The sequence below is a fragment of the Kitasatospora purpeofusca genome (assembly GCF_042691725.1).
Lineage (GTDB): Bacteria > Actinomycetota > Actinomycetes > Streptomycetales > Streptomycetaceae > Kitasatospora > Kitasatospora purpeofusca_B.
Map to the genome: position 1 here is coordinate 8,404,415 of NZ_CP170483.1, position 20,869 is coordinate 8,425,283.

Sequence of the window (20,869 nt, forward strand, 5' to 3'; positions counted from 1 at the left end):
GGTGCCTGCTGCCGGGGCGGGTCCGGCGGTCTCCCGCGAGCGACACCCGGTCAGGGGCGGAACCAATCGCCCCAATGACCGTCCTCGTAGCGGGTCCGGTACCAGGTCGCGCCGTCCGTCCCCCGCGCCTTCAACTGGAGGAAGCCGCCGTGGTGGTCGGCGATCTCGACATCGCCCGTGACCACGCCGCCGAGCGAGACCCGGCCGCCGAACTGCCCGTTCGGCTTGGTCCAGCGCGTCCACACGTCGCGGTACCGCCCGACGTGGAAGATCTGCCGGGTGCCGTCGTCGAAGGTGTAGACGGCGATCTGCTTCCCGAACCCTCCGCCGCAGAGGATCTCGTCGTCCTGGTGGAACGGGTCCTCGACCGTGGCCGTCGCCTTCAGGCACTGCTGCAACGTGATCGAGTCCGACCAGGCCGCCTCGGCGGTGCCCGCGGTTGCGACGACCACGCCCGCCAGCGTGGCCGCGACCACGGCCGTCGACCCGGCGGCCTTTCCGAGCCTGTTGATTCCCACCGCTGGTCTCCGGTTCACAAGAAGGGCCCGTCGGCCGGGTGGCCGACGGTGGAAAGGGGGTGCCGTGCTGTCGGCTACCGGAACCAGCCGCTCCAGCGGCCGCTCACGTCACGGTTGTTGAACCAGTGGAGGTAGTCCGTGCCGGTCACGTCCAGCTGCACGAAGCCGCCGTTGTGGGCGTTGATCCGGACGTCGCTCGTGGCGCGGCCGCCGAGCGAGACCAGCGGGCTCCGGGTCTCGTTGGGGTTGGTCCAGTACGTCCACACCGCGTAGTCCGTGCCGATGAAGAAGGTCTGCACCGTGCCGTCGTCGAAGGTGTAGATCGGCATCTGCTTCCCGAACCCGCCCCCGCAGAGGAACTGGCCGTTGCGGCCGGTGAGGTTCTCGACCGAGACCGTCGGCTTGTCGCAGTACCACAGCTTGATCACCTCCACCGAGGCCGCGTCGGCGGTGCCCGCCGTTCCGAGCGCGGTCCCCGCCAGGGCGGCGGTGACGGCGAGCGCCGAGGCGGCGGTCCTGCCGAAGTTCTTCATCCTCATCACTGACCTACCTCCGGATCGCCGGCCGGCCCTCCTCCCGGGCGGGCGGCAGGCGGCGTACGGGGTCCGGCTGCCGGACCCTCACCGCAAGCGTCACAGCGATCTTGACGGTCCGTCATCTCCTACCCGCAGGTAACGGCCGGGCGTCCCGGTCCCGCTGCCCCGGCGGGCGGCCAGGTCTGCCCGAGTCTGCGCCAACCCGCGGGCCGGTCCGAAGTGTCCCGGTGCCGCCCGCGCCGCAGGCACGGCGCCCGACCGGCGGGCTTCGCGGCCGGGCGGCGCGAGCTGTCGGAGGGGCCCTGTAGCGTCCGCGCAGTCCGAACGAAGATCGAACAGGGTGGGACGCGGTGCAGGAAGACCGGCTGCGGAAGCAGGAACGGCCGAACGGGCAGGGGTCGGACGGGAGAGCCGCCGCGGAGGGCGGTGCGGGGACGGGCGGCGCGGGGACGGGCGGCGCGGCCCGGCGCCGCCGCATCGCCATCGGCGTCGCGGCGGGCGTGTGCACCCTGGCGCTGGTGGGCGCGGGCGGCTGGGCGATGAGCGGGCCGGACGCCGCGGCGCCGGCGCCGACGGGTACGCCGTCCGCCTCGCCGAGTGACTCGCCGTCCGCCTCGCCGTCCACCTCGCCGTCCCCGACGGTTCCCGTTGCGGAGACACCGGCGCCGAGCGCGCCGGAGAACCCGCCGACCGACGTCCCCGCCGCTCCGGCGGACCCGGCGGCCGTCGAGCCGACGCCCGTCCGCCCCGCCTCGCGCCCGCCGGCCCCGTCCGCCCCGCGCCCGACCACACCTCCGAAGCTGGCCCAGCCCACCCCGCCCCCGGCCCCTCCGGCTCAGCCGGCGCCCCCGCCCGCCGCCCCCATGCCCCCTGCGCCCGAGCCCCCGGCCCCCAAGCCGCCTGCTCCCAAGCCGACCGTCGACCCGCCCGAGGGTCCCGGCCCGGACCAGTGGACCGTCCCGCCGCGCCCGGTTCCCACCCTGCCGCCGCCGCGCCCCACCTCCGCCCCCTGCCCGCCGGGCCAGATCGGGGCCTGGGACGGCTGCCACCCGCTGCCCCCGCCGATCACGCTCTCCTGAGGTCCCCGGACCGCCCGGCTCACGCGCCGGGCGGTCTTGATCCGCCATTAGTTGAATGCTAAATTACTTCCGACGCCAGGGCCGACCCCCAGGAGGACGAGATGACCATGACGACCGTCGCCGACAACCCCGAGAAGTCCCGCTACGAGATCACCTCCGAGGGCGAACTCGCCGGCTTCGCCGAGTATCACCGGTACGAGAACGAGATCGCGTTCATCCACACCGAGATCGACCCGCACTTCGGCGGCCGGGGCCTCGGCGGCGTCCTCGCCCGCGCCGCGCTCGACGACGCCCGCGCCAACGAACTGGCCGTGCTCCCGTACTGCCCGTTCATCCGTGGCTGGCTGACCAAGCACCCCGAGTACCACGACCTCGTCCCGGCCGCCAAGCGCGAGCGGTTCGGCCTGTGACCGCCGCCGGAGCCGCCATCGGAGCCACCGCCGAAACCACCGGGGGAGTCCCGGTCGCCGAGACCGGGTTCGTCCGCGCCGCGGCCGCCGTCGCCACCAGCACCGCCGACGACTACCACGTCGACATCCGGTCCGGCCGCCACAAGCTGGCCGCCGACGAGCCCGAGTCGGCCGGCGGCGCCGACACCGCCACCACCCCGGTCGGCCTGCTGCTCTCCGCGCTCGGCTCCTGCACCGCGATCACGCTGCGGATGTACGCCCAGCGCAAGCAGTGGCCGCTGACCACCGTGCGCGTCCACCTCGGCTACGAGAAGGGCCCGGAGAAGGCCGTCCGCATCACCCGGCGGATCGACCTCGTCGGCGACCTCGACGACGCCCAGCGCGCCCGCCTCCTCGACATCGCCGACCGGACCCCGGTCACCCGCGCCGTCTCCGCCGGCACCCCCATCGTCCCGGCCGCCCCGCGCGCCTCGACCTCCGGAAACGGGGCCCACCATGGCTGAACCCGACCTCGTCACCGCCGCTCCGACCGTGCGCGGCGGCCGCGCCGACACCCCGGGCGGCGCGGTCCACGAACTCCTCGCCCCACGCGAGACCGCCCTCGGCGGCAGCACCGTCGTCCGCCGCCTCCTCCCGAACATGGGCCGGCGGATGGTGGGGGCGTGGTGCTTCGTCGACCACTACGGTCCGGACGACATCGCGGACGAGCCGGGCATGCAGGTCCCCCCGCACCCGCACATGGGCCTGCAGACGGTCAGCTGGCTGCACGCCGGCGAGGTGCTGCACCGCGACAGCCTCGGCAGCCTGCGGACCGTGCGCCCGCGCGAGCTGGGCCTGATGACCTCCGGCCGGGCGATCTCCCACAGCGAGGAGTCCCCCCGCCCGCACGCCCCCCTCCTGCACGGCGCCCAGCTCTGGGTCGCCCTGCCCGACGCCCACCGCCACCGCGAACCCGCCTTCGAACACCACCCCGACCTGCCCACCGTCACCGCCCCGGGCCTGACCGCCACCGTCATCCTCGGCACCCTCGTCGGCGCCACCTCCCCGGGCACCACCCACACCCCCCTCGTCGGCGCCGACCTCACCCTCACCGCCGGCGCGAACCTCCGCCTCCCCCTCGACCCCGACTTCGAGTACGCCGTCCTCACCATGTCCGGCACCCTCACCGTCGACACCGTCCCCCTCGACCCCGGCGCCATGCTCTACCTCGGCACCGGCCGCCACCACCTCCCCCTCCACGCCGACACCGACGCCACCTTCCTCCTCCTCGGCGGCGAACCCTTCGCCGAGAAACTCGTCATGTGGTGGAACTTCATCGGCCGCACCGGCGAGGAGATCGCCCAGGCACGAAACGACTGGGAGACCGGCACCCGCTTCGGCGAGGTCCACGGCTACGACGGCGCCCGCCTCGACGCACCGGCCCTCCCCGCCACACCGCTGAAGGCGCGCGGAAGGGTGCGCTGACCTGCGACAATCACTCGCTGGCGGTCCCTGTCTCCGCCGCTACCGACAGGGCTGTGTAGACAGCTGGAGGTTCCTGGCGAGCGAGTTCCGCTCCCCGTTCCTGTCTCCTCAGAAAGGCGAGTTGCAAGGCCGGCCGATTCGCAGGTGTGGGCACCTGCCGCAAGGTCTGCCCGTATCGATGCTGACCCATGCTGACTTTCCTGACTTTACATCAGCTTGGGTTCGACGGCTTCGGGGAGGCGGTGCCAGCTGGGGCGAACACTGGCCCGGTGTGCGCGACATGAGGCGAAGACATCGCGAGTTCGAACTGGCTCAGCGCGCAGCAGGCGCTGGAGGTGCAGGAAGCGGCAGCCACCGTCCTCGTCGGTTTGCTGCACGGGGTTGTCGCTCTCGGCCGTCACTGAGGCCGACCGTCGTCGATCGGGCCGACTCGGTGCCATCGGGGACGTCGGGTTGGTCACCCCAGCCGGCTGAAGACCTCCAACGTGATGCCGGGGCTGATGCCGGCCTCGACATCGCGCCGCGCCGACGTTCCACGCCTACGGCTTCAACTATGGCCTCCTCGGACCGCTCGTGTCGGGTGCCCCCGTGCGCCTGCTGCCGAGCAGGTGCCTGCCCTCGACCTGCGCCGCAGCGGTGCGGGCGGTCGACGCCCGGACCCTGATCGCACTGCCGGCCCACTACCGCCTGCTGGCCCAGGGGGCCGTTCGGCAACGCGAAGGCGGCATGGCAGAGTTGCCCCTCTACAACTGCTACGGATCCTCCGAATCCGGCGCGATGACCCTCACCCGGGTCGAGCCCGGTCAGGAAGCCGGTGACCTCGGGGAGCCGCTGCCCGGCGTGCGGGTCCGGCTCACGGAAGGGGAGCTCCAGGTGCAGAGCTCCTCACTCGCGCTCGGGCGGTTCGGACCCGGGACCGGTGGCCGGCTGGTGCCCGTCGCCGGACCCGACGGGTGGTACCGCACCGGCGACCTGGCCCGCCGGTCGGTCACCTCACCGGACCGGCTGCTGCTGTACGGCCGAGCGGCCGTCGTCATCAACGTCGCCGGGGAGAAGGTCTCGCCGGCCGAGGTGGAACAGGTGATCGCCCGGCACCCCGGCGTCCTCGACGTCTCCGTCGCCGCCGCAGCCGACGAGGTGCGCGGCGAGGTCCCGGTCGCCCGGGTCGTGTTGCGCCTCGGTGCGGTACTGAGCGGTCTCGTCGACTGGTGCCGCGCCGAACTGGCCCCCCAGCAGATGCCGCGCGCCTTCGAACCCGTCGACCGGATCCCGCGGTCGGCCACCGGGAAGGCGCTGCGCAAGCCGCCGCAGGACGACCGGTGAGCCCCGCCGGGCCTGCGGCGGGACAGCTCCCGGTCGACCGGTTGAGCGCGTTCGGCCGGCTGCTCGTGACCACCGACGGAACCGTCACCATGCTGCTGGAGGAGCTGCTCGGCGGGCCGATCCGGCTCGCCGAGCTGCGGCACGGCGGTCCGGCGCCCGCCGGGGCGCCGGCCGCCCTGGCGGACGGCCCCGGCCCCGGCACCGGCCCCATGCTGACCCGCTCCACGCAGCTGGTCGCCGCCGGCTCCGGCACCACCCTGGTCCGCGCCCGGTCCGTGCTGTCGACCGACGCGCTGCCCGGACCGGTGCACCGCGACCTCACCACGACCAGCGAGCCGATCGGCCGGGTGCTGCGCCGTCGGCGGGTCGAGACCTTCCGTGAACTCCTCTGCATCCGCGTGCTGTTCGGTGGTGAGGGCGCCGACCCGCTGGACCAGGCGCATGCGTGGGCGCGGGCCTCGGGGTCGGACCGCGGGCCGGACTGTGGGCCGAACCGTGGACCGGACCGGACGGTGACCGGTGCTCAGCGCGTCTACCGGGTGTTCATCGGCGGGCGCCCCGCGATGGTCGTGGGCGAGTCTTCACCGCCGCCTGCCTGCGACTGGGCGACGCCCCGGCGCCGGATCGGCACCAGCCCGCCGCAAAGGAAGCCGTCTGACGTGCCGCCACCTGACGTGCCGCCACCTGACGTGTCACCACATGACGTGTCACCACTTGACGTGCCGCCGGCCGACGTGCCGACCGGCGCACGCGCTGCCACCCGGGCGGCCCCCGGCGCCGTCCGGGAACCGTACCGACCGCCTCCTCCCCAGACAGGACGGACGAACCGCATGTGCACCCCCTTCAGCGCGAGGCAGCGGTGATCGCCGCGATCCGGCGTCGGCAGGAGCCCGTCCTCTTCGCCTTCCTCACCCGGACCCACCTACGCCTGGGCATTGCCTGGTGGTGCCTGATCGCGAGCCGCGGCGCACTGCCGGCGGTCCTCGCCGTCCTGACCGGCCGACTGGTCGGGGCGCTCGACGTCGGCCGGTCCTACCTCGGCCCATTGGCGGCCGTCGGCGTCGCGTTCGTGCTCGTCCAACTGCTCGCGCCGGTGCACGCCCAAGTCAGCAGCAGCCTGGGCGAGCGGATGTCCGACCGGCTGCAGGACGTGCTGGCCGGCGCCTCGACCGAACCGCCCGCGCTCGCCCACCTGGAGTCCCGGGAGCTCACCGAACGCCTCACCCTCGCCAAGGACTTCGACCAGGGCATGTCCGGCCCGCCGATGGTCATCGCGATCGGGCTGATCGCCGGCGGCCTGGTCGAGGCGGCCGCCGGGCTGGCCCAGGCGGTGGTCCTGCTCGACTACAGCTGGTGGGCCGCCCTGCTGCTCACCGGCGCCTGGCTGTCCACGCACTGGCTGCTGCGCGAGAGCGGCTCCTGGGACCGGACCGATGAGGAGGTGCTCGCGGCCCAACGCGAGGCCGACTACTCCTACCGCCTGGCGGTGGCCGCGCCGGCGGCCAAGGAGCTGCGGATCTTCGGGCTGAGCGAGTGGACCGTCGCCCGGTTCACCGCGCACCGCCGCAAGCTGGGCGACCTGCGCGGGCAGGCGACCCGGCTGCGGCGCAGGCCGGTGCGCTGGGCGGTGCTCGTCCTGCTGGCCGCCAACGGCCTGCTGTTCTGGTCGCTGGCCCAGCGTGCGACCGCCGGCGATCTGTCGGTCGGCCGGGCGGCGATGTTCGCCCAGGCCGCCCTCGGGGTCTCGGCCGTGGCCTTCGGCGGGATCAACTGGGCACTGCCGCCGACCGCCGAATCGGTCGCGACCGCGCTGGCCCTGCGGGAGTCCATGGCCGAGGTCGGCCGGCTGCCGTCGGGCACGAAGGCGGCGGCCGGCCTGCCCGCCGCCCGGATCCGGCTGCGCGGGGTCGAGTTCCGCTACCCCGGAAGCACCGGACCGGTCCTCGACGGGGTCGACCTGACGATCGAGGCGGGCACCTCGCTCGCCGTCGTCGGCGTCAACGGGGCAGGCAAGACCACGCTGGCGAAGCTGCTCTGCCGGCTGCACGACCCGACCGGCGGGGCCATCGAGGTGGACGGCACCGACCTGCGCGAGTTCGACCTGGAGGCCTGGCGCGGGCAGGTCGCGGCGGTGTTCCAGGACTTCCTCCGCTACCACCTGCCGCTGCGCGACAACGTCGCCCCGCTCGGAGCGGACGACGACGTGGTCGAGGACGTGCTGCGGGAGGCCGGCGGGCTCGGGCTCGCGCCGCTCGACACCGTCCTCGCCCGCGAGTACGAGGGCGGCACCGAGCTGTCCGGCGGCCAGTGGCAGCGGGTGGCCATCGCCCGAGCGCTGGCCGCGGTGCGCTCCGGGGCGGGCCTGGTGATCCTGGACGAGCCCACCGCGCAGCTCGACGTGCGCGGTGAGGCCGAGATCTTCGGACGCCTGCTGCGCGCCACCCGTGGCGTCACCACCCTGCTGATCTCGCACCGGTTCTCCACCGTGCGCCAGGCCGACCGGATCTGCGTGCTCGAACAGGGCCGGATCGTCGAACTCGGCAGCCACGCCGAGCTGATGGCCGCCCACGGCCGCTACCACGACCTCTACACCCTGCAAGCCTCCCGCTTCGACGAGCCGGCCGCCGACGGCATCGACTCGGTGGACGGCATCGAATCGGCGGACGGCACGGAGCCGGTGGACAGGACCGAGCTGGTGGACGCCTCTGAGCCGGCGGACAGGACAGAGTCGTCGGACGGCACCGAGCCGGCAGACGGCCTGGTGCCGGCCACGCGCTCGGCCGGGAGCACCCAGGACGGCCACGGACAGGAGGTCTGGCCGTGACCGCCGACGAACTCGACCCGCTGCCCGGAGCCTGGCGCTCCCTGGGCCGCTCGCTGCGCATGGGCTGGCGCTCCAGCCCCGCGATGATCGCCACGGCCTTCTGCACCGAGGTGCTCAGCGCCGTGCCGGACGCGATGTTCGCCTGGGGGCTCACCGCCTTCGCCACCGCGGTGATCGCCCACAGCGGTACTCAGATCGCCGCCGGCTGCGGGCTCCTCGCCGCCATGGCGGCGGGCAACTGGCTGCTTGAGACGGTCAGTTCGCGGGTGAACCAGCGCTTCGCCGACCGGGCCGCCGTCGTCGTCGAGTCGCACATCGCCGAGCTGCAGGCCGGCGTGGCCACCATCGAGCACCACGAGCGGCCCGCCCAGCTCGACCGCATTTCGGTACTGCGCGACCACGCCTCGGCGCTCAGCGACCTGTACCGGCACCTGTTCACCCTCATCGGAGTGCTGCTCCGGGCGGCGATCACCCTGGGCCTGCTGGCCTCGGTGAACCCGCTCCTGGTGCTGCTCGGGCTCCTCCCGCTGCCCACGCTCCTCGTCTCGGGCCGGCGGGCCGCCGCAGAGAAGCGGGTGGAGGAGGCCGGCGCCCGGCACAACCGGCTCGCCCGCCACCTGTTCCTGCTGGCCACCTCCGCGCCGGCGGGCAAGGAACTGCGCGTCGCCCGCACCGGCCCGCTGGTCCGGCGCCTGCGGCACCGGGCCTGGGAGCAGGGCCACCGCCCGCTCGCCCGCGCCCGCTGGGTCAGCACCGCCTGGCAGGCCGGCGCGCAGGCCCTGTTCGCGGCGGCCTTCATCGCGGCCTTGGCCTACACGGCAGCGCACGCCGCGAACCGCACGGCCGCCGTGCTGCTCGTCCTCGCGGCGGGCAGCCGGCTCTCCGGGTACATCGGTCAGACCATGACCCAGCTGCACTTCTTCCGGACCATCTGGCTCGACTGCTCCCGTAGGCTGGCCTGGCTGGAGGACTACGCCGCGAAGCACCGGGCGGAAGCCGAGTGGTCCGCACCGGAGCGCCTAGCCGAGGGCATCCGGCTCGACGCGGTCACCTTCGCCTACCCCGGGACGGACCGCCCGGTCCTCGACGGGATCGACCTGCTGCTGCCGGCCGGAGCCGTGGTCGCGGTCGTGGGCGAGAACGGCGCCGGCAAGTCGAGCCTGGTGAAATTGCTGTGCGGTCTGTATCCGCCGACCTCCGGGCGGATCACCCTGGACGGCCAGGACCTCGCGCGCACCGACCCGGTCTCCTGGCGCCGCCGGGTGACCGGCACCTTCCAGGACTTCTTCGCCTTCGAGTTCCGGCTGCGGACCTCGGTCGGCATCGGCGACCTGCCGCGCGCGGACGACCCGGAGGCCGTCGGCACGGCGCTGGAGCGGGCCGGGGCGGACGACATCGCGCGGGCCCTGCCTGACGGAGCGGAGACCCGGCTGGGCGCCGGCTGGCCGCAGGGAGTGGACCTCTCGCACGGCCAGTGGCAGCGGGTCGCCCTCGCCCGGGGCTTCATGCGGGAACAACCGCTGCTCACCGTCCTGGACGAGCCGACCTCCGCGGTCGACGCCGAGACCGAGCACGCGCTCTTCGACCGCTACGCCGTGCTCGCCCGCAGCGGCACCCGGTCCGGCACGGGCGGGGTGACCCTGCTGGTGTCGCACCGCTTCTCCACCGTCCGGGCGGCCGATCTCATCCTGGTGCTGAACGGCGCCCGCGTCACCGAGTTCGGCACCCACGACCAATTGATCGCACTCGGAGGGCACTACGCACAGCTGTACGGGATCCAGGCGGAGGCCTACCGAACCGGTCTGCGTTAGGGCGAGTCCGGCGACCCCGCCGGACTCGCCCCGGCGCCGGACCGGAACCAACGAGAACGGGAATCCCTGATGACCGCCACACCCGGGCAGGCGACGAGGGCGGACGGCCGCCCACCGGTCCTGCTGCTGTGCGGAGGCCTCGGCCTGCGCCGGCGCACCCATGACGACCGAAGGCGCTCCGGTGCCGGTAGCCGGCGTGGTAGGTGGGGAGGTAGGGCGCTGTCCCGGTGCCGAGCGGCCGATGCTCGTCGGCGTTCACCGGGCCGGTCCACCCGGCGGGGTGCACATGGGTCCGGGCCGTGCGTACCGCCCAGTCGAACATCGCGACCAGCCGCGCACAGTCCGACGTGATCCGCAGGGTCCCGGTCATGAGGCGGTTGAGGGCCGGTGGATCCGCCCGGACCCGACGGTGATGACCCGGTCGGCGCTCAGGGGGTGGGCCATCACCACAGGGGTGCGGCCGGAGCCCGTGAGGCCGGCGAGCACCTCCGGCGAGCCGGCGATCCGGCGACCCGCGCGGCCGTCCGAGGCCCAACGCCTGGCCTCGATCGTTCGCGACACGGTGTGCTGCCCTGTGGTACTTAAGAGTCCGTCGATCATGGCCCCGTGCGGGCCGCAGAACGAGGGGGAACTCTGTGACCGCGCCGACCACGCCCAGCCGTCCGTCCACACCCCCGCCCGCCCCCGGGATTCCCCCGCAGCCGTCCGCGCCGCCGCGAACCACGGCGGCGCCGGGACGCCGTCGGGTCGACCTTCAGGGCTGGAGCGCGGTGGTCACCGCCGTCGTGGCCGTCGTCACTCTCGGGGCCGGGTTCGCGGGCGGCTTCCTCACCCAGGCCCGGGTCGGCAACGACCCCGGGCCGCAGCCGGCCGTCACGGTCACCGTGCCGGGCCCGACCGTCACGGTCGCGGGCCCTACGGTCATCGCGGCCCCGGCCGGCGGCGCCGACGCAAGGCCGTCCGTCAACCCGCTGCCCAGCGCGGCGGCCGGCAGCAGTGCGACCCCGACCGCCGTTCGCGTCCTCACCGCCGTCCCCGACAGCGGGCGGGGCGGCACCAAGACGGTGCTCACGGGCGAGAACTACCCTCCCGACGTGATCGTCCGGGTCGCCTTCGTCGTCAAGGACCCCTTCGGTTCGGACCACAAGGTGCGCGACCTGCGGGACACGAAGACGGACGCCCGGGGCTCGTTCTCCGTGGAGGTCCTCATCCCGTCCGACCTGGGCACCTATGAGGCGAACTCCATGAACTCCTACCTCCGCGCCGGTGTCAGCCCCGCCCTGAAGAGCGAGACGGTCTTCGACCTCATCGCCTGACCTGCCGGCGGAGAACGCTCCGCGCGGGCTGCCCGCCGACGGACACTGCCGCCGGAGCGGCGGCCAGGACCTGGTCTCACAACCTGGTGAGCACGATGGCCGGCCCAAGCAGTGCCGTTACGTGGAGCGTCGGTACGGCGGGGACCCACCTTTGCGCGCAGTCCGGCCCCTGCGGGCGGGTCGCCCACCGGCCCGCGCCTGCGTGGCCCGGGCCTGCGCGGGTGGGCGATCGGGTTGTCCGCCCCCCGTGGATCGGTCCCCCTGGTACGCGCACCGACAGGGGCCAGGCGACGGTTGCCGCGCGGCTCTCGGGCGCGGCTGGCGGCCGACGACGCGAATGGACGGCGGAGGGCCAGGCCGGACGCGTGGATGCCGCCGGGACCGGGATGAGCGGCCGGTCCCGCCGGCGCCGCGCGCGCTGGCGCGGCAGCGTCGCACAGTGGCAGACCCGACGGCGGACAGCTTCCCCGAGTGCCCCGACCTCAACTGCTCCCAGGGCCGTGAGCGATCGTCCGACGCGGCAGCGTGACGCTGACGGTCAGTCCACCCTCGGCGTTCGGTGTGGCATGGACCTCCGCACCATGGCTCTGCGCGATGGCGGCGACGATGGACAGGCCCAGCCCTGCACCCTGGGCGGAGCCCGTGCGGGGCGAGTGCAGGCGCCGGAACGGTTCGAAGAGCTCGGGAACCCGGTCGGCAGGGACGTGGGGCCCCGTGTTGGTCACGGTCAGCACCGAGTCGGGCGACGTGCGGATCAGGACGCTCCCCTCGGGGTGGTTGTGGCGGATCGCATTGTCGATCAGGTTGGCGGCGAGCCGGGTCAGCAGGACCGGATCGCCGGTGCTGGGAGCGGGGTGCAGATCGAGGGCGAGGGTGACGCCGGCGTCCGTGGCGCCACGATGATGCTGGTCCGCCGCGTCGCGGGCGATGTCGGCGAGGTCGACCGGATCCGACTGCTCCGGACCGCGCTCGCCCTGGGCCAGGATCATCAGGCCGTCGATGAGCCGTTCGGTGCGCGCCGTGGCCTGGAGGAGTTCGACGCGCATCCGGGCCACCTGTTCGGGCGAGGGATCCTGCAGGCCGATCTCGATCGCGGCCCGCTGGATGGCCAGCGGGGTCCGCAGCTCGTGGGAGGCGTTCGCGGCGAAGCGGCGCTGGCCGTCCGCCGCGCGTTCGAGGCGCCCCAGCATCTCGTCGAACGTGTCCGCCAGCTCCCTGAGTTCATCCTGGGGCCCGTCCAGGGCGATCCGTTCGTGAAGGTTCGACAGCGACAGGCGCCGTGCTGTGGCGGTGATGCGGTGCACCGGGCGCAGGACACGGCCGGACAGCCACCAGCCGACCGCCGAGCCGGTGACCGCGAGCAGTGCTATCGCGATCCACGTGACGGTCCACTGGTGCCGCAGGACACTGTCCCCGAGGTCCTTGGCGAGCTTCAGGTCGGTGCCGCCGCGAAGGTCCGGCAGCGGGGTGCGGGGGGCCTGAACTCCACCGGGAGGGCTCGGCGACGGTGTGGCGACGATGACGACCTGCTCGCCCATGGCGGCGACGTTCTCCCGCAGAACACGCTGGAGCAGCACGTTGACGGTCACGATGAGCGCGGTCGACGTGGCGAAGAACAGACCCGCGTAGAGCAGGGTGAGGCGCGCCCTGACGGTCGAGAACCGTCGTCTCACAGCCGGTACCCGCCGGCGACCGTGACGATGACCTGCGGCTCGCCCAGCTTGGCCCGCACCTTGCTCACCGTCGCCTTCACGACGGTCGTGAAGGGATCGGTCCGCTCGTCCCAGGCCCGCTCCAGCAACTCCTCCGTCGTGACGACCGCGCCCTGGGCTCGCATGAGCACCTCCAGCACGCTGTACTCCTTGCGCGACAGCGGCAGATAGCGGCCGTCGCGGAAGGCCTGCCGACGAGGCGCGTCCAGCGTGATGCCGGCACGGTGCAGGACCGGCTGCAGCGGCGGAACCCGACGTCGTGCCAGGGCTTGGATTCTCGCGACCAGTTCGGCGTACGCGAACGGCTTGGGCAGGTAGTCGTCGGCGCCGAGCCCGAGGCCCGCGACGCGGTCTCCGACGGTGACGGCCGCGGTCAGCATCAGGATGCGCACCGGAGCGCCCTGGGCGACGAGTTCCCGACAGACGTCGTCACCGTGGACCTCGGGGAGGTCGCGGTCGAGCACCAGCACGTCGTAGTCGTTGACGGCCAGGCGTTCCAGCGCCGCCGCCCCGTCATGGACGACATCGACCGCCATGGCATGCCTGCGCAGGCCGTCGGCCACGAGTTCCGCGAGCATGTGTTCGTCTTCGGCCACGAGTATCCGCACAGCTCGTTCTAACACGCCCGTGGTCACCGCGCGGTCAACGTTTCCGGTCACCGTCGCGTGACCGGGTGGCTGTCAACGTGGGCGGCATGAACCAACTCCCTTACCTCCGGCGGGCCGTCCGGCGATCGCGTGTGCTGACCGCAGGGCTCGCGCTCCTGGCCACCAGCGGCTTGGCCGTGCCCGGGACGACGGCTTCGGCCGGCCCGCTCTCCGGCGCCGCGGTCGCCGCGAGGGCGACCTCAGGCACCGGTCAGGCGTGCACGCCGGCCGTCGACGGGCCGCCCAGGCCGCAGAAGCCCACCACGGTCGCGACCCTGCGGCAGGCCTACCGCTGCATCCTCGACCACACCTACAGAGGGCCCGTCATCGACGACCGGGTGCTGCTCCAGGCGGCGTTCAAGAAGATCACCCAGGAACTGCAGAGCCGGCACCAGGACCTTCCGATCGCGACACTGCCGAAGCTCACCGGGCGCCGGGACGCCGACTGGAACGCGTTCGCGGGGAAGTACCAGGCCGTGCTCGACGCGCTGCCGAACGATCCCGCGCTGCGCCAGGCTCTCGCCTCGGCCGCGATCGAGGGCATGGTCTCGGCCGTCGGCGACAACCACAATTCCTGGACCGGAGCGTTCCACGGCAGTCCGGGCGGCTACACCCTGGGGATTCTCCCCGGCTCCTCGGGCCGGGCGACTCCGGACATCCGCGACGCGCAGCCGCCGTTCTACGTGCGGACGGCCGTCCCCGGATCGCCGGCCGACGAGGCGGGGCTCAAGCCCGGTGACATCATCGAGGCCGTTGACGGCTTGCCGCTGACGGTCAACGGCATGCTCAGCCCGGGCGTGCTGTCCCGGCTCCGTCCCTCGACGGCCGATCCGGTCCACATCACGCTGCACCGGCCCGCGACGGACCGGACCTGGACGGCCGATCTGCAGCCCGTGGCCATGACCGCCTCGGGTCCGCCGGCCCCGCCGACGGTCAGCGTCACCCTGGTCGACGGTGACACAGCCGACGTCGTACTGCCCGACTTCCAGCCGGGCCGGGCGGACGAGGCCCTCCAGAAGCTCGACGCCCTGCGTAAGGCCGGCCCTGTGCGCGGCGTCATCCTCGACCTGCGCGGCAACGGCGGCGGCCGTGGCGAGGAGGTGGCCAAGCTGCTCGGAGCCTTCGCCCACGGCCGGATCACGGGATGGAACTGCCCCCTGCACGGCGCCTGCACCCCGGACCGCACGGACGACACGACCCCGTTGGTGAACCTGCCACTCGTGGAACTCACCGACAGCTACTGCGCCTCCGCCTGCGACGCCTTCAGCAGCGCGGTGAAGGACCTGAACCTCGGCAAGCTGGTGGGCGAGCGGACGGCCGGCATCGTCGCCGGCAAGCCCCAGGCCTTCGCCCTCGACGACGACTCGATGTTGGTCCTGGTCGGCGAGCACCAGACCGCCGCGAACGGCGAGATCATCGACGGCATCGGCGTCGCGGTGGACTACGAGGTGCCGCTCACCGCGGCGGATCTGTCGAAGGGCCTGGATCCCGCTGTGAACCGGGCGGTGACCCTGCTGAGGTCGTAGCAGGTCAGACGCTGTCCGATGACGGGTACCGAATGCGGGAGATGTTCCCGGCTGATCCCGGTGTGCAGGACGAACAGGATGCCCTGGAACACCGGTCGGTCCGGATGCCGCTTCCGTCCTGGATGCCGCACCCGCCGCTCGACCCCTGGGCCCCGGCGCGGGCCGCAGGCAACGCGCCTGTGACGACGCCGGTGTCCGCTCGTCGGACCGGTACCTGTCGGCGCAAGACGGCGGTGCGTGGACCGGTCCCCCCGGCCCGCGCACCGACCGGGGGCCGGCGACGGCCCGCCAGGCGCCGCCGAGCGGTGGCGCCCTCGGTTGCGGCTGGCAGCCGGCGGCACGGAGGGGACCCGGACGTTCGGCCCGCCGGAACGGGCGGTGCCCCACCGCCGGAAGGCGACGGGGCACCGCGGTTCCGGGAGGTATCAGACCGCGGGAAGGATCTGCCCCCAGTCGATCCAGCCCGGGGTGGCGAAGTCGTCGCCGCCGTTGGAGAGCCGGGCCGTGGTGGGACCGTTGGTGACCAGGTAGTCCACCCGGTTGTCGCCGTTGACGTCGGCGAAGTTCACCAGGTTCTGGTCGGTGGTCGTACCGGTGATGATCCTCGGGCGGAGGTACCAGCCGCCGTGGCCGTCGCCGCCCTTGTTGATGTAGGTGGTGACAGCACCGTCCAGGTTGATGATGTTGTAGTCGGCCTTCCCGTCGCCGTCCACGTCGGCCCAGCGGATCCGGCTGCGGTCATCGGTCACGCCGCCGGCGACCTGACCGAGGTCGGACCAGCCACCGTGGCCGTCACCGCCGTTGTTCTGGAAGACGCCCACGTTGCCGCCGGCCTGGGTGATGATGTAGTCGGCCTTCCCGTCGCCGGTGAAGTCGGCGAAGCGGACCTGGTCGGGGTCGCTGGTGGCGCCGGTGGTGACCTGGCCGTAGTGGATCCAGCCGCCATGGCCGTCGCCGCCGTTGTTCAGCCAGACGTTGACCGCTCCGCCGTTGAAGACGATGTAGTCGGCCCGGCCGTCGCCGTCGAAGTCCGCGAAGCGGACCTTCGTCCGGTCGGTGGTGACACCGCCGGTGACCTGCCCGAGCGAGATCCAGCCGCCGTGGCCGTCGCCGCCGTTGTTCAGCTTGACGCTGATCGCACCGTTGTCGGCGATGGTGATCGCGTCCGCCCGGTGGTCACCGTCGAAGTCGGCGTAGCGGAGTTTGCCGGTGCCGCCGGACTCGTCGGCGGCGTTGTTGTGCAGGCCCCTGGACCAGGAGCCGGACTCCCAGATCGCGAGTCCGTCGGCCCGGTAGATGACCAGGTTGCCGTCGGGCTGGAAGAACATGACGTCACCGGGCTGGGAGTAGGTGCCGCTGGACCAGAGGGCGGTGCCCGCGGAGTGGGCCGGCTGCGGATAGGCGACCAGGTTGCCGTCGCTCTGCAGGGTGAGGACGGCGTTGGGCTGGTCGGCGCTGCCCATGCTCCAGGTCCCGTAGCCCGGGTTGGTGATGGCGAGCTGGCCGGCGTCGAACCGCATCCGGGCGTTGCCGGCGGCCCAGGTGCTGCCGCTGGGGTGGTCGGTGCCGTCGCTCGGGAAGAGGACGTAGCCGGGCGTGCCGGACAGCAGCGCCACCTGGGTGGGGTTCAGCGCGGTGCCGGCCCAGGCCTGCACGTTGGAGACGGCGCCCTTGTAGGGGTTGAAGAAGGACTGGGAGATGCCGTTCGCCAGGTAGTCACCGATGCGCAGGCTCTTGGTGAAGCCGGTGACCGCGGTGTGGCTGTTGGCATTGGCGACGATGCCGTTGACGTACAGCGCGAGGGTCTTGGTGCCCTGGTTGTAGGTCGCGGTCAGGTGCGTCCAGACGCCGAGCTGGACGGCGCCGCCGGCGGTCGCGCAGTCCCACCCCGGCGTGGCGTTGTCGGCCGTGGCCAGGCAGAACGACCACTGCCCCGTGGTGGCGTCGGGGAACAGCTTGAACCCGGAACTGACGGTGCCGTCCTGCGAGAGCACCACGCCGCCGAGCTTGTCGGGCTTGGTCCACACCGACACCGTGAAGCTGTTCGCCACGTCGACCGCCGGTCCGGCGCTGCTCAGCACGCCACCCTTCGAGCTGCCGCCGAGGTGCACGTCGGGCTTGAACAGGTCCTTGTTGCTCCAGGTCGCGCCGGGCCCCGAACCGGTGAGGTTCAGTCCGCCGACCCGGTCCGCGGCGGTGGCGACCACCGCCCCCTCGGTGGCGTTGTCGTCGAGCGGCCAGGTGTGGGTGGAGGTCACCAGCAACTGGGCGCCCTGGGAGGAGAGCGCCGTGCCGTTGAAGAGGTGGGCCGTCACGGCGCCGTTGGTGTCGACGGACCACAGGTCCGCGGTGCCGTCGCGGTTGATGTCGGCGGCCTGCAGAGCGGGCAGCGCGCTGCCGCTCCAGCCGCTGCCGGCGACCTTGACCGGCGCGGTGGGGCCCTTGTCGATGCCGAGGAGCGCGGCGACGGCGAGGTTGGTGAGCGCCGTCGGGCTGTAGTACCAGAGCTGGCCGGTCACCGTGTCGCGGGCGTACAGCGCCGGCAGGTTGCCGACCAGCGCGCTGTGGATCGTCCAGCCCGCCCAGTTGCCGGTGCCGGTGGGGTTGGTGGCGCTCAGCGGCACGCTGCTGTTGGCGGGCTCGAACGCGCCGGGGATCCCGGCCGGGCCGGAGAGCGTGAGCCGGTTGTCGAGCAGGAGCAGCAGGCCGGGCCGGACACCCGGCAGCTGGTTCGCGGCCTGGTACAGGGCCCCCGCGTTGGCGACCTGCGCGGCCTTCGCGCCGGTGGTGCTGTCGGTGAAGATCCGCGTGCTGACGTTGACCTGGCTGCCGGAGTTCGGCGAGAGGGCGGAGCCGTCGCCGCTGCCGAACAGGATGCTGCCGGCACCGGTCGAGGGGTTGTAGGAGAGGACGTCGTTGAAGCCGCCACCGGTCGCGTAGCGGCCGGTCACCGCCTGGGTGCCGGTCCAGTCGGCGGCGGAGCCGGGCGCGTTGGCGCCGGTCCCGCGCGCACCGATGTTGTCGGCCGCGGTGTTGATGGACTTGTCGGACGCCCCGGACGCCAGCCAGTAGCCGGCCGGCAGCCCGGCCTGGCCGCCGACCACGGCGAGGTCGGCGCGGCCGTTGCCGGTCAGGTCGTTCTCGGCCGCGGTCGCGGGTGCGGCGGCATTGAAGATCAGGATCGCGGTGTCGCCGATGTTGCCGCCGGGCGAGACCGAAGTGACGGTCAGGGTGTTGACCGCCCGGGTCGGCTTGATCGCGGCGGTCGCGGTCGCGGCGCCGGTGACCTTGACCGACACCGGACTCGCGCCGTTGAGCTGGTAGAGGAAGCCGGAGGGCGCCGCGCCGGTGCCGTTGGGGCTGAAGGTGAAGGCGGCCGCAGTGCCGACCTGGTAGGCGGGGTTGGCGGGCGGGGTGATGACCGGCGCACCGGGGACGGTGGGGTCGAAGGCGAACCGGCAGGTGGTGCTGGTGGGGCTGGTGGCGCTGCCGTCGGTGGCCTGGACGTTCCAGGCGAACGTGGTGGCCGCGCCGCCGGCCGCGTTCACCAGGGTGCTGCGCGGAACGAGGAAGCCGCTGGTGGTTCCGGCCGTCGCCCCGGGGTTGCCGGAGGCGACGACGGTCCCAGTGCCCTCCTTGACCACGGTGAAGTTCGCGTTCAGGCCGCCGCCGTCCGCGTCGTTGACGTTCGCGTACAGGGTGACGTCACCGTTGCCCACCACGCTGGGCGGGTTGGCCGTGCACGAGGTGGCGGGCGAGGTGCTCAGACCGTCCGGCGTGGACGGGGCGTGGTTGTAGGTGGTGGTCATGCCCATGGACGAGGGCTGGAACTTCTTCCAGCCCTTCATGTCCGACTCGTTGGACGCGCGCAGGCCGAGCGTGACGTCCGAGGCGCCGTTGGCGACGGCGCTCTGCACGGCGCCGAGGGCGTTGAAGCCCACGCCGGCGGCCGGGCAGCTGCTGCTGTAGCCGTGGGCCTCGTTCTTGGTGTCGAGCTTGCCGAGCCAGCCCGGCTGGTTGTTCCAGGTGGTGCCGGACCCGATGCCGCCGGTCCACCACAGTTCGACGTCACGGCTGTCGCACGACGGAGCGTAGGTCTCGACGAGGGTGAACACGGAGCCGGTGATCTGTGCGCCGGAGAGCTGCGGCGGAACGCTGAGCTGGGCGAACGCGCGGCCGACGTAGTTTGGGGACTCCCAGCCGTTGTAGCCCACCCGCAGACCGTTGGCGTCGCTGGTGCGCCAGTAGCTCTGGTTGGGGAACGCGGAACTGACGTAGGTCCAGTTCTGGATCGTCCCGCCCGCCGAGTAGGAGGGGTCGATGTAGAGCGGCCAGACGGTGTCCCTGCCGTTCAGGATGGACTGATCGGGCGTCAGGACGATCGCGCCGTCGTGGTACTCGCTCGCGAGTCGGGCGGTGTGGGCGTGCGCGCCGGGGTCGGTGTGGGAGGACTCGGCGGGCGAGCCGCTCTTCGCGTCCAGCGCGATGCCCGTGCGGGCGTCGGGGACGGTGGCCGCGTTCGGGTCGGCGGCGGAGTCCCAGATGCCCTGGGCGGGTGCGGGGGCGGAGAAGAGCGTCCTGCCGCTCCCGTCCTTGGCGGTGATGTTGCCGGCCTGGTCGGTGGCGAGGTCGACGCCCTTGGTGCGGGTCTTGAACGCGAGCTTCCTGAGCGCGGGATTGGCGGCGGCCTTGGCGTCCTTGACGACGAAGACCTCGCTGAAGCCGCCGAGCGTGTCGACGGTGACCTTGAGGTCGATGCCGGGCTGGATGGCGTAGGTCGCGGTCGCGCCGTCCAGGGTCGGGGCGGGGAGCTTCGCGGCGAGGTCGCCCGGGAGCTCCAGCGACATGGAGGCGGGGCCGGACCGCATCGTGGCGAGCGGGCCCGGGCCGCCGCCGGAGAGCGAGAGGTCGGTGGCGGCGAGGGCCGGGCCGACGGTGCCGTCCTCGTGCCTGACCAGGGTGGCGTCGAGGCTGCGCCACGCCCCCTCCCGGTAGCGGCGGACCGGCGCCACGTTCTGGGTCAGCGTGAACGAGCCGTCGGCGTTGGCCACCAGTTCGTCGGTGGCGGTGGTCGCGGCGTCGGCCTTCACCGCCTTGCCGGTCTTCCGGGCCGACGCAGAGGCCTGATCGGCCGTCAGCGGCTCCGCCTTCCCCGCCGTGGCCGGGGCCGGCCGCGCGGGATCGGCCTGGGCGTCGGCGGCCCGGTCGGGCTTCGCGGGCTCGGCCTGGGCGGTGGCGGTGAGCGCGGTGAGCGTCGCGGCCGTCAGGGCGACGGCGACCGCCCCCGCCAGTAGCCGTCTCGGTGGCGCGGCCGACTTCGGTCGACTCATGGCAAGTACCCCCATCTTCTGCAGAATTGCCTGAGCAGATGCCCGTTCGAGTTCGGGCGGGGAGCAGCCTGCCACGACAGTCGGACGGCTGCGTATCTTTTCGAAGGAAAGTCTGACGGGTTGTCCGATTGTCGGCCATTTGCCTGACCGGCCGCGCACGCGCTCCGCAGAGGTTCAGACAACTCGACGCGCAAATTGCGTGCCGTCACTGGCTTGTTCGGGTGTGCACTGTCATAGTCTCTGCGAGCCGGTTCGGTCCGGGGGGTTGAGGGCTGCCCTTAAGGCGGCCCGAGCAAAGGGGGGGTCCATTCGCATGCCCGTTTTCAGGCGAAGAGAAACAAGAAGGGGTCACTCGGCGGAGTTGTTCGGGCTG

15 protein-coding genes are annotated in these 20,869 nt (G+C 72.9%); 10 read left to right on the top strand and 5 right to left on the bottom strand.

All coding sequences use genetic code 11. From position 1 onward, the window contains the following. Positions 1 to 50 precede the first annotated feature (50 nt). Positions 51 to 518 (bottom strand): hypothetical protein, encoded by a 468-nt coding sequence (locus ACFCLZ_RS36240; RefSeq protein ID WP_380282156.1) that lies wholly within the window; start codon positions 516 to 518, stop codon positions 51 to 53. A gap of 74 nt (positions 519 to 592) precedes the next feature. Continuing rightward, positions 593 to 1,057 carry a hypothetical protein gene (locus tag ACFCLZ_RS36245; RefSeq protein ID WP_380282157.1) on the bottom strand — a complete coding sequence of 155 codons (465 nt, stop codon included), beginning with the start codon at positions 1,055 to 1,057 and terminating at the stop codon, positions 593 to 595. Positions 1,058 to 1,404: 347 nt separating this feature from the next. Between ACFCLZ_RS36245 and ACFCLZ_RS36250 the strand changes: the two genes are divergently transcribed. From ACFCLZ_RS36250 to ACFCLZ_RS36290, 9 genes are all read left to right on the top strand, one after another. Next, positions 1,405 to 2,133, top strand: a complete 729-nt coding sequence (locus tag ACFCLZ_RS36250; RefSeq protein ID WP_380282158.1) for a hypothetical protein — start codon at positions 1,405 to 1,407, stop codon at positions 2,131 to 2,133. 101 nt (positions 2,134 to 2,234) lie between these two features. Continuing rightward, positions 2,235 to 2,543: a GNAT family N-acetyltransferase gene (locus ACFCLZ_RS36255; RefSeq protein ID WP_380282159.1), complete on the top strand. Its 309-nt coding sequence runs from the start codon at positions 2,235 to 2,237 to the stop codon at positions 2,541 to 2,543. Then, on the top strand, positions 2,540 to 3,046 hold the full coding sequence (locus ACFCLZ_RS36260; protein ID WP_380282160.1) for an OsmC family protein: 507 nt from the start codon (positions 2,540 to 2,542) through the stop codon (positions 3,044 to 3,046). The genes ACFCLZ_RS36255 and ACFCLZ_RS36260 overlap by 4 nt, the downstream gene beginning before the upstream one ends. Further along, positions 3,039 to 4,007 carry a pirin family protein gene (locus tag ACFCLZ_RS36265; RefSeq protein WP_380282161.1) on the top strand — a complete coding sequence of 323 codons (969 nt, stop codon included), beginning with the start codon at positions 3,039 to 3,041 and terminating at the stop codon, positions 4,005 to 4,007. The genes ACFCLZ_RS36260 and ACFCLZ_RS36265 overlap by 8 nt, the downstream gene beginning before the upstream one ends. A 726-nt stretch (positions 4,008 to 4,733) precedes the next feature. Further along, complete coding sequence (locus tag ACFCLZ_RS36270; RefSeq protein WP_380282162.1) at positions 4,734 to 5,330, top strand: hypothetical protein; 597 nt, start codon at positions 4,734 to 4,736, stop codon at positions 5,328 to 5,330. Next, entirely contained in the window at positions 5,327 to 6,193 is an 867-nt protein-coding gene (locus ACFCLZ_RS36275) for a chorismate--pyruvate lyase family protein (protein WP_380282163.1), read from the top strand. Before ACFCLZ_RS36270 ends, ACFCLZ_RS36275 begins: the two co-directional genes overlap by 4 nt. After that, complete coding sequence (locus ACFCLZ_RS36280; protein WP_380282164.1) at positions 6,163 to 8,154, top strand: ABC transporter ATP-binding protein; 1,992 nt, start codon at positions 6,163 to 6,165, stop codon at positions 8,152 to 8,154. Before ACFCLZ_RS36275 ends, ACFCLZ_RS36280 begins: the two co-directional genes overlap by 31 nt. After that, a complete protein-coding gene (locus ACFCLZ_RS36285; protein ID WP_380282165.1) occupies positions 8,151 to 9,965 on the top strand; it encodes an ATP-binding cassette domain-containing protein in 1,815 nt (604 codons plus the stop codon). Before ACFCLZ_RS36280 ends, ACFCLZ_RS36285 begins: the two co-directional genes overlap by 4 nt. A gap of 770 nt (positions 9,966 to 10,735) precedes the next feature. Further along, the gene (locus ACFCLZ_RS36290) at positions 10,736 to 11,281 is read left to right on the top strand and encodes a hypothetical protein (RefSeq protein ID WP_380282166.1); all 546 of its coding nucleotides are present in this window, start codon (positions 10,736 to 10,738) and stop codon (positions 11,279 to 11,281) included. Positions 11,282 to 11,763: 482 nt separating this feature from the next. On the opposite strand, the gene ACFCLZ_RS36295 is transcribed toward ACFCLZ_RS36290, so the two are convergent. Both ACFCLZ_RS36295 and ACFCLZ_RS36300 read right to left on the bottom strand, forming a co-directional pair. Beyond that, positions 11,764 to 12,870 carry a sensor histidine kinase gene (locus tag ACFCLZ_RS36295; RefSeq protein WP_380282167.1) on the bottom strand — a complete coding sequence of 369 codons (1,107 nt, stop codon included), beginning with the start codon at positions 12,868 to 12,870 and terminating at the stop codon, positions 11,764 to 11,766. An 80-nt stretch (positions 12,871 to 12,950) separates the two neighbouring features. Continuing rightward, positions 12,951 to 13,601 (bottom strand): response regulator transcription factor, encoded by a 651-nt coding sequence (locus tag ACFCLZ_RS36300; protein WP_380282168.1) that lies wholly within the window; start codon positions 13,599 to 13,601, stop codon positions 12,951 to 12,953. 86 nt (positions 13,602 to 13,687) lie between these two features. Between ACFCLZ_RS36300 and ACFCLZ_RS36305 the strand changes: the two genes are divergently transcribed. After that, positions 13,688 to 15,166, top strand: a complete 1,479-nt coding sequence (locus tag ACFCLZ_RS36305; RefSeq protein ID WP_380282169.1) for a S41 family peptidase — start codon at positions 13,688 to 13,690, stop codon at positions 15,164 to 15,166. Between the two features lie 425 nt (positions 15,167 to 15,591). Here ACFCLZ_RS36305 and ACFCLZ_RS36310 read toward each other — a convergent pair whose 3' ends face one another. Further along, positions 15,592 to 20,496: an FG-GAP-like repeat-containing protein gene (locus ACFCLZ_RS36310; RefSeq protein ID WP_380282170.1), complete on the bottom strand. Its 4,905-nt coding sequence runs from the start codon at positions 20,494 to 20,496 to the stop codon at positions 15,592 to 15,594. Between the last annotated feature and the right edge of the window lie 373 nt (positions 20,497 to 20,869).

Bases quoted from the DNA above. Each gene is read 5' to 3' on its own strand.
- ACFCLZ_RS36245 (WP_380282157.1), bottom strand. From the start codon at position 1,057: ATGAGGATGAAGAACTTCGGCAGGACCGCCGCCTCGGCGCTCGCCGTC.
- ACFCLZ_RS36255 (WP_380282159.1), top strand. From the start codon at position 2,235: ATGACCATGACGACCGTCGCCGACAACCCCGAGAAGTCCCGCTACGAG.
- ACFCLZ_RS36265 (WP_380282161.1), top strand. From the start codon at position 3,039: ATGGCTGAACCCGACCTCGTCACCGCCGCTCCGACCGTGCGCGGCGGC.
- ACFCLZ_RS36270 (WP_380282162.1), top strand. From the start codon at position 4,734: ATGGCAGAGTTGCCCCTCTACAACTGCTACGGATCCTCCGAATCCGGC.
- ACFCLZ_RS36305 (WP_380282169.1), top strand. From the start codon at position 13,688: ATGAACCAACTCCCTTACCTCCGGCGGGCCGTCCGGCGATCGCGTGTG.
- ACFCLZ_RS36310 (WP_380282170.1), bottom strand. From the start codon at position 20,496: ATGAGTCGACCGAAGTCGGCCGCGCCACCGAGACGGCTACTGGCGGGG.